We start from the raw sequence: 10773 nt of genomic DNA on the forward strand, positions 1-10773 counted from the left end.
TGGATCTGGCCGCGCCGCGAATTCAGGTCGCCGATGACCGAGCCGGTATAGTCTTCCGGGGTCACCACCTCGACCTTCATGATCGGCTCGAGCAGAACCGACTTGCCCTTCGTCAGCGCTTCGCGGAATGCCGCGCGCGACGCGATTTCGAAGGCCAGCGCCGAGGAGTCGACGTCGTGGTACTTGCCGTCGACCAGCTGGACCTTGACGTCCACCACCGGGAAGCCGGCGACCACGCCCGAACCCATCACGCTGTTGAGGCCCTTTTCGACGCCGGGGATGTATTCCTTCGGCACCGCGCCGCCGACGATCTTGGATTCGAACTCGTAACCCTTGCCGGGTTCGTTGGGCTCGACCACGATCGACACTTCGGCGAACTGACCGGTACCGCCGGTCTGCTTCTTGTGGGTGTACTTGACTTCCGCGCGCTTGGTGACGCGTTCACGGAACGCCACCTGCGGCGCGCCGATATTGGCGTCGACCTTGTAGGTGCGGCGCAGGATGTCGACCTTGATGTCGAGATGGAGTTCGCCCATGCCCTTGAGGATGGTCTGGCCGGACTCCTGGTCGGTCGAGACCCGGAACGACGGATCTTCCGCGGCCAGCTTCGCCAGTGCGACGCCGAGCTTTTCCTGGTCGGCCTTCGACTTCGGCTCGATCGCGATTTCGATAACCGGCTCCGGAAATTCCATCTTTTCCAGAATCACCGGCTTGTCGGGATCGCACAGCGTATCACCGGTGCGCGCTTCCTTCAGGCCAGCAAGCGCCACGATGTCGCCGGCAAAGGCTTCCTTGATGTCTTCGCGGTTGTTGGCATGCATCAGCAACATGCGGCCGATCCGCTCCTTGCGGTCGCGCGTCGAATTGATGACGCCGGTGCCCGACAGAAGGGTTCCGGAATAGATGCGGCAGAACGTGATGGTGCCGACGAACGGGTCGTCCATGATCTTGAACGCCAACAGAGCCAGCGGCTCCTTGTCGTTCGGAAGCCGAACAACCTCGTTGCCGTCTTCGTCGACGCCCTTGATGGCGGGCACGTCGACCGGCGACGGCAGATAATCCACCACCGCGTCGAGCAAGGGCTGCACGCCCTTGTTCTTGAAGGCCGAGCCGCACAGCACCGGGAAGAACGCGCCGGTCAGCACGGCCTTGCGGATCATGCGCTTCAAGGTCGCCTCATCGGGCTCCTTGCCGTCGAGGTAAGCAGCGAGAACCTCGTCGTCGAGTTCGACGGCGGCTTCCAGCAACTTCTCGCGATATTCCTTGGCCTTCTCGACCATGTCAGCGGGAATGTCGATGTCGACGAACTTGGCGTCGAGCTTCTCTTCTTCCCAGATCACGCCCTTCATGCGGACGAGATCGACCAGACCCTTGAAGTTGTTCTCGGAGCCGATCGGAAGCTGGATCGCGATCGGCTTGGCGCCGAGACGATCGACAATATCCTGCATGCATTTGTAGAAATCGGCGCCGGTCTTATCCATCTTGTTGGCGAAGACGATGCGCGGAACCTTGTACTTGTCGCCCTGGCGCCAGACGGTCTCGGTCTGCGGCTCGACGCCCTGGTTGGAATCGAGCACGCATACCGCGCCGTCGAGCACGCGCAACGACCGCTCGACTTCGATGGTGAAGTCGACGTGGCCGGGGGTGTCGATGATGTTGAGGCGCTTGCCTTCCCAGAACGCGGTCGTCGCAGCCGACGTAATGGTGATGCCGCGCTCCTGCTCCTGCTCCATCCAGTCCATCGTCGCGGCACCTTCGTGCACTTCGCCGATCTTGTGGCTCTTGCCGGTGTAATAAAGGATGCGCTCGGTGGTCGTGGTCTTGCCGGCATCGATATGCGCCATGATACCGAAGTTGCGGTAGTCTTCTATGGCATGAACGCGGGGCATGGGTTGTTCCTTAAATTCCGTTCGTTTCGCCGTTACCAGCGATAGTGCGAGAAGGCGCGGTTGGCTTCCGCCATCCGGTGCACGTCTTCGCGCTTCTTGACTGCGTTCCCCCTGCCGTTCGATGCGTCGAGCAGCTCGGCGGAGAGCCGCTCCGTCATCGTCTTTTCATTGCGCTCGCGCGCCGCCGTGATGATCCAGCGAATTCCCAGCGCCTGACGGCGCACCGAACGAACCTCGACCGGCACCTGATAGGTGGCGCCGCCGACGCGGCGGGAGCGGACCTCGATGGTCGGCATCACGTTTTCCAGGGCCTGTTCGAACACCGGCAGCGGGCCCTGCTTGGTCTTGGCCTCGATCATCTCGAGCGCGCCATAGACGATGGACTCGGCGGCGGACTTCTTGCCGTCATACATGACCGAGTTCATGAACTTCGTGATGATGATGTTCCCGAACTTCGGATCCGGGTTCACTTCACGCTTTTCAGCAGAATGGCGACGAGACATCTTTTCTTTCCTTCGTCATGGCCGGGCTCGTCCCGGCCATCCACGTCTTAAACTTGTTGATCCAGATCCCCGGGTCTTCGCCGGGGGATAACCCGAGCTACGCTCGGCTCACTTCGGACGCTTCGCGCCGTACTTCGAACGGCGCTGCTTGCGGTTCTTGACGCCCTGGGTATCCAGCACGCCGCGGAGAATGTGGTAGCGCACGCCGGGCAAGTCCTTGACGCGGCCGCCGCGGATCATGACCACCGAGTGCTCCTGGAGGTTATGGCCCTCGCCCGGAATGTAGCCGATCACCTCGAAGCCATTGGTCAGGCGCACCTTGGCGACCTTGCGAAGCGCCGAGTTCGGCTTCTTCGGGGTCGTGGTGTAGACGCGCGTGCAAACGCCGCGCTTCTGCGGCGACTGCTGCAGCGCCGGCACCTTCTTGCGCGACTTCTGCACCGTGCGCGGCGTTGCGATCAGCTGGTTGATCGTCGGCATGTCGGCCTTCACCCTTTAGTTCACGAGTTCACGCGAAACCTCAACGTTGGCCTCGCAAATTCATCCGGGACTGCCGGTCCCACCGGTTCACCATGCGCGAAAACATCAGCGCAAAGCGAAATCGCGCCAACCACCCATCGCTGAGCGGAAAGCGCTTCGACGCCACAGAGGACCGCAGTCGTAACCGATCAGCTGACGCTGTTCAGTCGGCCACCGAGGTCATGCATCCGATATCAATCTCAAGAGAACTTGCTCGAGAGAACCAAGATCGTCCTGGCATTGCCTAGCTATCATCGACAGCGTTTGAGCGGCATTCGTCGAGGTTGGTGCCCGTCTCGTACCCCCTGAAAACACCGGGGAATTGAGAGGGTTATCCGTTCCGACTCTGGCGTCGCTCACCGCCTGTCGTTAAGTGCGCGGGTTCTATCCACCATGCGTAGCCAAGTCAAGGCCAAAACCCGCAGTGGCAGAGGCACTTCTGTCAGCAATTAAAACGGGAGTGCGCTCCACCGCATATGGCCACGCGATATCGTGTTTGCAACCCGATGTCGGGCCTGACCTGGACTTGCGACCAGCAGGCTACGATCGACAACGAGGGTCTGAGGAGCGCCGAGCCATTGTGGTATCAAAATACCTCAATGGCGATGATCCCTCTCTCTTTTAGGGTTTGTTTGCCTTTCCCGGCGCAAAACTGGTGCCTCGGAGCGGGATCGCCCATGAGGTACACCGACATCGCGATCATCGGCGGCGGCCTGGCCGGCTCGACGGCTGCCGCGATGCTCGGCCGCGCCGGGATTCCCGCCATTCTGATCGATCCGCGTCCGGTCTATCCGCCCGACTTCCGGGTCGAAAAACTCTCCGGCCACATGCAGATCGAACGCTTTCGCAAGACCGGGATTGCGGAGGCCGTGCTTCGAGCGGCGAGCCACGAGACCGAGAACTGGATCGCACGCTACGGTTATCTGCTCGACCGCAAGCCGGTCGTGCAATATGGCATCCTCTACGACGCCTTGGTCAATGCGATCCGGACCGAAATTCCAGCCGGCACCGAACAATTGTTCGCCAAAGCTGTGTCGATTTCGACCAGCGCCGAGCGGCAAAGAGTATTGTTGTCGAATGACGAGGAGATTTCCGCGCGCCTGGTGGTGCTCGCCAACGGATTGAATGTCGGATTGCGCCAAACGCTTGGCATCGAGCGGCGGATCGTCAGTCGCTGCCATTCGATCTCGCTCGGGTTCGACATGGTCCCGGTCGGTCGACCGGCCTTCGACTTTCCGGCGCTGACCTATTTCTCGGAACGGCCCGATGACCTGACGCCCTACATCTCGCTGTTCCCGGTCGGCAAGACGATGCGGGCCAATCTGTTCGTCTATCGCGAAATCGACGATCCCTGGCTGCAGCGGATGCGCCGCGCGCCGGAAGAAACCCTGAACGCCACGCTGCCAAGGCTTAGCCGCATCACCGGCGCATTTCGGATCGGCGGCGACATCAAGGTCCGCCCCGCCGACCTCTCGGTATCCGCAGGGTTTCTGCAGCCGGGCGTCGTGCTTGTCGGCGACGCCTTCGAGACCACCTGCCCCGTAACCGGAACCGGCACCGACAAGGTCTTCACCGACGTCGAGCGGCTCTGCAACGTCCATATTCCTAATTGGCTCGCAACCGATGGCATGGACGCCGGCAAGATCGCGGCGTTTTACGACGATCCGGTCAAGAAAGCCTGCGATGAATGGTCGGCTGCCAAGGCCCATCATTTCCGCTCGGTATCGATCGACAAGGGCCTTTATTGGCGGGCGCAACGCGTGGCGCGCTTTGTGGTGTGGCTCGGCGAAGGCCTGCTGCGGCGCCTGCTTCACTCCCGAACGGCTGCGGGCGGAAACGCCAGCAGATTTTCGATCATACGTAGTCGAACAGCGCCATAAATCCGAAATCCATATGCAGCTGCTGGTGACAATGAAATAGCGTAGGACCGGGATTGTCGGCGACAAAATCGAATTCCGCCTCAGCAAAGCCGCCAAGCATCACGACATCCTTGATGACGCCCGCTGTCGGCTTGCCGCCGACCCGGACCAATTCAAAACTGTGCCGATGCAGATGCAGCGGGTGAATGTCGTCGCTGGCATTGCGGAATCTCAACCGATAACGCCGCCCCTGATGAACGCGGTACGTCGGCTTCATCGTTGCCATTGAGAAGGCTTCGCCGCTGAGCGTCCACTGGTTGAAGCCGCCAAGCGCGGCATTGTGCTTGAGAATCGTGAATTCGATCGTCTCGTCGGGCGCGGCAACCGCGCCATTCGGCTTGCCGAACAGGCTGTAATCCCAGCGGAACGGTTTTGGCTTGATCCACTGCGGCTTGCCCTGGTGACCGGCATATTCGACCACGATGCCCATCCCGTGCTGGCGATCGTCATCGGCCAGATCGCCCATGATCCAGACACCGGGATGCTTCATCTCGACAACGGCGGAAACCCGCTCGGCCGTGCCGAGCCAGAGCAACGGCACTTCGGCCTCGGTGGGCACCGGATTGCCGTCGAGCGCGACAATCCTGAACGTATGTCCGGGGAGCGCGAGGCTGCGTATCTCGCTCGCGCTGGCATTGAGCACGTGGAACAGCACGCGCTCGCCCTGCTTGACGCGCAAGGGTTCGCCGTGGCCGAGCATCCTGCCATTGATCGCAAACAGGCTGTAGCCGACCTCAAAGCCCTTGGTTTTTTCCTTCGCCGCCCTGTCGGCCGCGGCGCCCATTTCCTGCAACGCCTTGACCGGCGCGTCCACCAGCGCGTCCATCGCCATGTCGCCCCCGCGACTGAAAACGGGCGCAAATTCCTTCAGCACCAGGAATATCTCGCGGTCATATGCGCCGCGATTGCTTCGCGGCTCGATGTAGACCGGACCGGCCTGACCCGTATAGGTGCCGCGGTTCAGGTCGCTGCCCGCCGCGACATGCGTATGATAGAAACGGAAGCCCGAGGGTTTTGGCGTGAACGAGATGCGCCTCATGCCGTGCGCAGGCACGAAGGGTGACCCCTCTTCGGCGGCGCCGTCGACCTCGCTCGGGATCATCTGCCCGTGCCAGTGCACCAGTTCGGGCGTGTCGGTGTCGTTATGGATGTCGACGACGGTGCCCTGCCCTTCCCGGAATCGCAGCAACGGTCCAGGGAACTGGCCGTTATAGAGTGTGGTAGAGACGATGTGGTCAGGCGCCAGTTCCACCAGGCCATTCGCAATCCGCAAGGTGTAGTCGGCCTTCCCGCCGCCCTCAGCCCCTTCGGCTCGCGCGAGCCTCGGCAAGGCGCCGGCCAGCGACATCAGGGCGGCACTGCCGAGCACGGTACGCCGGTCCATCGGCATGGTCCTCTCCGAAGCCGCCGGGTTCAGTAGGAACAGTCCCGGACCTGACCGCCCGGCATCGTGGAACGCCTCGACCTCTGATCGGTTCCTCGCGCGTCGGTGCCGTCACTCCTCGTCATCGTCCTCATCGTCCTCATCGTCATCGCTGTGGTCGTCAGCCTGACCGGCCGCATGGTGCGGCGCGTGGCCCTGGTCGTCCCAGAGCTTGCGATACATGCCGTCGGCCGCGAGCAGCTGTTCGTGCGTGCCGCGCTCGATCGCCTTGCCGCCGGAGATTACGATGATTTCGTCCATCTCGACCACCGAGGTCAGCCGATGGGTCGAGAAGATCATGGTGCGGCCTCGGGCGAGCTTGAGCAGGGTCTGGTTGATCGCGGCTTCCGTGGTCTGGTCGAGCGCCGAGGTCGCCTCGTCGAGCAGCAGGATCGAGGGATCGCGGACGATCGCGCGCGCGATCGCGATGCGCTGGCGCTGGCCGCCGGACAGCGTATCGCCGCGTTCGCCGACGGGAGTGTCGTATTTCTGCGGCAGGCTCATGATGTAGCGATGGATCTCGGCCTTGCGCGCGGCAGCGACGACCTCTTCGTCGGTGGCGCCTTCCTTGCCGAGCCGGATGTTTTCCTTGATCGACATGTTGAACAGCATGTTCTCCTGGAACACCACCGCCATGCTCCGGCGCAGCGATTCGCGGGTGACTTTGCGGATATCGACGCCGTCGATGCTCACCCTCCCCTCGTCCGGCACGTAGAGCCGCAGGATCAGATTGAGCAGCGTGCTCTTGCCGGAGCCGCTGGGACCGACGACCGCAATGCTCTTGCCGACCTTGAGCTTGAGACTGAGATTGTCGAGCACCGGCGTCTGGCTGCCTTCATACTGGAACGTGACGTGTTCGAAGGTGATGTCGTTGGTGATGCGTGGCAGGTCGGGCGCGCCTGGCCGATCGGCGCCGCGGGTCGGCTCGTCCAGCATTTCCTGAATGTGGCGCGCGGCGGCGGCGGCCTGAATCGAGACCGGGATGAAATGCATGACGTGGGCGATGTTGTAGGACACTTCCCAGAACGCGCTTTCGAACGTCACGAAGGTCCCGATGGTGATCTGGCCCTTGGTGGCGAGATAGGCGCCGATCGCGAGCACCACGAGGTGCAGCAACAGCACCGAGATCGTCACCGTGCGCTCGACCATGGTCGACAGGAACGTCGCGGCCGCGATCCTGCGCCGTGTCTCGTCGTTGCGCAGGTTGAACCAGCCCAGCATGCGCCGTTGCAGCATGAACGCCTTGACCACGGCCTGCGTCGCGACGTTTTCCTGCACCATGCCGAGCAGCGCTGATTCATTGAGCTTCTGCTCGTAATTCGCCTGCACCGCCTTCGGCGTCAGGATGCGCGGACCGATCAGCGTGATCGGGAACACCAGGAGCGACACCGCGGCGAGCTGCCAGTTCAGGAACAGCATCAGGATGATGCCCGCGATCAGTTCGAAAAACGGCAATGCTGCGCTGTTGGCGAAACTCTTGACCGATCCTTCGAACGCCGCCATGTCGACGGAAAACCGCGACAGGATCTCGCCGCGCTTCGTGCGCGCGAAATAGGCGGCCGGGAGATTCTGGACGTGCTCGAACAGGCGCTTGCGGACATCCGCTATCAACGAGGCCGCAAGCTTCGCGTCCCAGCGCTCGTACCAGACCGCAACGATCGAGGTGACGATGCCGGCCACCGCCAGCACCGAGAGAATCTTGACCAGCGCCTGAAAATCCTCCTCGCCGAGCGCGTCGTCGATTAGGAATTTGAGGCTGAGCGGCATGATGACGTTGAACAGCGTTTCGACCAGCACGCCGAGCCCGACGAAGACCAGTATCTTCCTGTAGTTTTTCAGGAACGGTTTGACGAAGGCGTAGGTCGTCGCCAGCGCGCCGGCGGCTTCCTTCGCGGTAAAGACGACGAGATCCTCATCGTCCTCGCCGTCGTCGTGCTCCAGCTCGTCGTCATCTTCGTCGTCGTCCGGCGGCGCCGCCGCCTTCCCGCCGGCCAGGCGAGCGGCGGCTTGCACATCGGCGGCAAGCTTGGCCTCGAGCTCCGGCGCAAGCGGATCCCTGGCGGCCGCTTTTTTTCGATCATCGGACGAAAGAGGCCTGGACGCCATGAAACCAACCGATGCTGCACGGCCCGGCATAACCGCAAATCGACGCTGCGGTTCTGCGCAGCCGACCGCGCCACCGCCAACAAATCTCCCGCTTCGTCCCTAACGCATGCGCCGCTTTCGCCGAGAGGCCCGACGGCCGATCAGTCGTCGGCTTCGACCTTGTCGAAGAACGAATAGCGCAGGCTGTCGGCGTCCGCGTACCACTGACCCGGTCCCTTGTTGGCGGCAAGCGTTGCCGCCCACAATTCATCCGCGCAGTCGTGGCGGTGCATCGACAGGTCGAATCCGTTGCCGAAGAACAATTCCGACCATTCCCACCAGGTGCCGAGCTTCCTCACCCCGCGCAACAGGTCGTAGCGGTCGATCAGCGCCGGCGACATGTCCGAGGTCACCGATCCGAACACGAAGCCTGTCTTCACCACGCGGTTCAACTCACGAACCGCACGCCGGACCTGCTTCTCCGCGACATGGCAGAGGCTGGTCTCGAACACGAAATCGAACTCGCCGTCCGCAAACGGCATGTCGACGATGGATCCGAGCTTGTTGTACTTCTGCAAATCCTTCGGGGTTTGAGCGTGGATCGCGCGGTTGTTCTCGATGCCCCAGGCGTCGATGCCGCGCGCGCGCAGCGCGCCGACCAGCTCGCCGCTGGCGGAGCCCGCCACCAGCAGCTTGTAACCCCTCGCCTTGTTCCAGACGATCTTGATGAGATCGGTCAGATAGCCGGGATCGGTGAACCGGCTCCAGACTTCGCTGTAAGGGCCAAGCCCGCGATAGTTCGCAAAATAGTCGCGGTCGATCCGGTCGGACCCGGGATTGCCGCGCGTCCGGCGCAGCCGCATCATCTCGGTGACGATGATGTCGGTGGCAGCGTCCGAGGAATCCAACAGCCCGTTCAGCGTCGAGTCGAACAGATAGTCGCCGACCACGACCAGGCCTGGATGCTGCTTCGGCTCGGGCCGGTGATTGGTCATGACGTCGCGCGCCGGCAGGCCGCCGGGCAGTGCGTTCACCGAGGAGAGCCAGCGGCAGGTCTTGCCTTCCATGAAGTGCGCGCGCGCATTGCCGAGCGATGACGGCAGCGACTTCAAGGCCGCCTCGATCAATTCCTTGTCGCTGAGATTGGCGTAGGCCAGCGCGTCGGAGCCGGCGATCAGCCAATTCAGCACGCCGTGCTTGCCGACATCGTGGCGCGCGCCCTCATTGTAGACGCAGCAGCCGCCGAACGCTTCCGACATGAACCAGGCGCCCGGAATCTTCTCGCCCCAGAACGGCTCGTCGAACAGGATCGAGACCCTCAAATAATGCGCCGGGCGATCGAAATAGGCGATGTGCTTGACCATCGACTTGCGCAGCTGCTCGCCATTCCACCCCATGGTGGAAAGCCAGGAGTGCGGCAGGCACATCAGCACCAGGTCGAAGTCCCGCGTTTCCGGTCCCTTGCCGTTCATCATGTTGAGCTGATAGCGGCCGGAGGCGGTCTTGCCGACCTTGAGGACCCGGTGATTGAGCTGGATATCGGCGTCCACCTCGGACTGCAGGCACTCGATCAGCTGCTCGTTGCCGTTCTGGATCGAATACAGGCCGATATAGCCGTCGACATCCATCACGAAGTTCTTCAGCGCGTTCAGCCCGTTGGTGTTGTGGCATTCGGTGGCGATATCGGAGCGCGCCATCACCTTGAGGAAGCGCTTGGCGGTCGCATCACTGACCTCGCGGTCGAGCAGTTGCTCGGCCGTCATGTAGGCCCAGGGATGTTCATTGTCGTGCGCGCCGACGCCTTCGTAATATTCCGCCGGCGATACCATCTCGGCGCATTTGCTGCGGAATGCCTCGATCGCATCCGCGGTCGCGGCGCCGTATTTGCGGCGCATGCCGGGCACGTCGTTCAGCAGTTCGCCGTCGAGCTGGACCTGCTCGGCATCCATCGGAATGGTCTGCAGGCCGAAATGCTGGATCAGCTCGCGCAGCGGATCGGGGCCGGTCATCGAGTAATCGTAGATCTCGGCAACGCCGGCTTCGTACATCGCGGGCGCGGAATCGAATTTGCGCGTCAGGATCTTGCCGCCGACCCGGTCGGAGGCCTCGTAGATGGTGACGCGGCAAAGCTCGCCCAGCTTCTTCTTCAGGTACCAGGCGCTCATCAGCCCGCCGGGGCCGCCGCCAACGATTGCAAGATCAAGCATTTCGGATTCCGCAGTCTCCGGCGCCCCCCTAACCGGACGGCCGGTCCAAACCGCATTAGCAAAAGCGCTTTTCAGGCTGAAGGGAAGATGAACAAAGGTTGATCCCGCATCGCAACAGGCAAACAAAGCAGCAAAAAGGCCGGCTTTTCGCCGGCCTTTTCATTGTCCTCGGTATTCCTACGGATGAACCATCATTCCGCGGGCGGCAGCGCAGGAAGCTCCGCTTCC

At 62.3% G+C, this 10773-nt stretch carries 7 protein-coding genes; 1 reads left to right on the forward strand and 6 read right to left on the reverse strand.

The features are described from left to right. The 3 genes from fusA to rpsL all read right to left on the reverse strand — a co-directional run. The coding region (fusA, locus tag VK804_RS07455; RefSeq protein WP_325369440.1) for an elongation factor G at positions 1–1889 on the reverse strand (1889 nt) is incomplete at its 3' end. Positions 1890–1921: 32 nt separating this feature from the next. Then, positions 1922–2392 carry a 30S ribosomal protein S7 gene (rpsG, locus tag VK804_RS07460; RefSeq protein WP_291688861.1) on the reverse strand — a complete coding sequence of 157 codons (471 nt, stop codon included), beginning with the start codon at positions 2390–2392 and terminating at the stop codon, positions 1922–1924. 108 nt (positions 2393–2500) lie between these two features. Continuing rightward, positions 2501–2872 carry a 30S ribosomal protein S12 gene (rpsL, locus tag VK804_RS07465; protein WP_325369445.1) on the reverse strand — a complete coding sequence of 124 codons (372 nt, stop codon included), beginning with the start codon at positions 2870–2872 and terminating at the stop codon, positions 2501–2503. Positions 2873–3588: 716 nt separating this feature from the next. Here rpsL and VK804_RS07470 point away from each other — a divergent pair. Beyond that, positions 3589–4791, forward strand: a complete 1203-nt coding sequence (locus VK804_RS07470; RefSeq protein WP_325369447.1) for an NAD(P)/FAD-dependent oxidoreductase — start codon at positions 3589–3591, stop codon at positions 4789–4791. On the opposite strand, the gene VK804_RS07475 is transcribed toward VK804_RS07470, so the two are convergent. The 3 genes from VK804_RS07475 to VK804_RS07485 form a co-directional block, all read right to left on the reverse strand. Next, positions 4766–6220, reverse strand: coding sequence for a multicopper oxidase family protein (locus VK804_RS07475; protein WP_325369449.1), 1455 nt, complete (start codon positions 6218–6220; stop codon positions 4766–4768). The genes VK804_RS07470 and VK804_RS07475 overlap by 26 nt on opposite strands. A gap of 105 nt (positions 6221–6325) precedes the next feature. Then, positions 6326–8359 (reverse strand): ABC transporter ATP-binding protein, encoded by a 2034-nt coding sequence (locus tag VK804_RS07480; RefSeq protein WP_325369451.1) that lies wholly within the window; start codon positions 8357–8359, stop codon positions 6326–6328. 140 nt (positions 8360–8499) lie between these two features. Beyond that, positions 8500–10545, reverse strand: a complete 2046-nt coding sequence (locus tag VK804_RS07485) for an FAD-dependent oxidoreductase (RefSeq protein ID WP_325369453.1) — start codon at positions 10543–10545, stop codon at positions 8500–8502. Between the last annotated feature and the right edge of the window lie 228 nt (positions 10546–10773).

The organism is Bradyrhizobium sp. (assembly GCF_035484855.1).
GTDB lineage: Bacteria > Pseudomonadota > Alphaproteobacteria > Rhizobiales > Xanthobacteraceae > Bradyrhizobium.

What these genes read in the sequence shown, in the direction of transcription:
- rpsG (WP_291688861.1), bottom strand. Translation starts at nt 2,392, where the DNA reads ATGTCTCGTCGCCATTCTGCTGAAAAGCGTGAAGTGAACCCGGATCCG.
- VK804_RS07485 (WP_325369453.1), bottom strand. Translation starts at nt 10,545, where the DNA reads ATGCTTGATCTTGCAATCGTTGGCGGCGGCCCCGGCGGGCTGATGAGC.
- rpsL (WP_325369445.1), bottom strand. Translation starts at nt 2,872, where the DNA reads ATGCCGACGATCAACCAGCTGATCGCAACGCCGCGCACGGTGCAGAAG.
- VK804_RS07480 (WP_325369451.1), bottom strand. Translation starts at nt 8,359, where the DNA reads ATGGCGTCCAGGCCTCTTTCGTCCGATGATCGAAAAAAAGCGGCCGCC.
- VK804_RS07470 (WP_325369447.1), top strand. Translation starts at nt 3,589, where the DNA reads ATGAGGTACACCGACATCGCGATCATCGGCGGCGGCCTGGCCGGCTCG.
- VK804_RS07475 (WP_325369449.1), bottom strand. Translation starts at nt 6,220, where the DNA reads ATGCCGATGGACCGGCGTACCGTGCTCGGCAGTGCCGCCCTGATGTCG.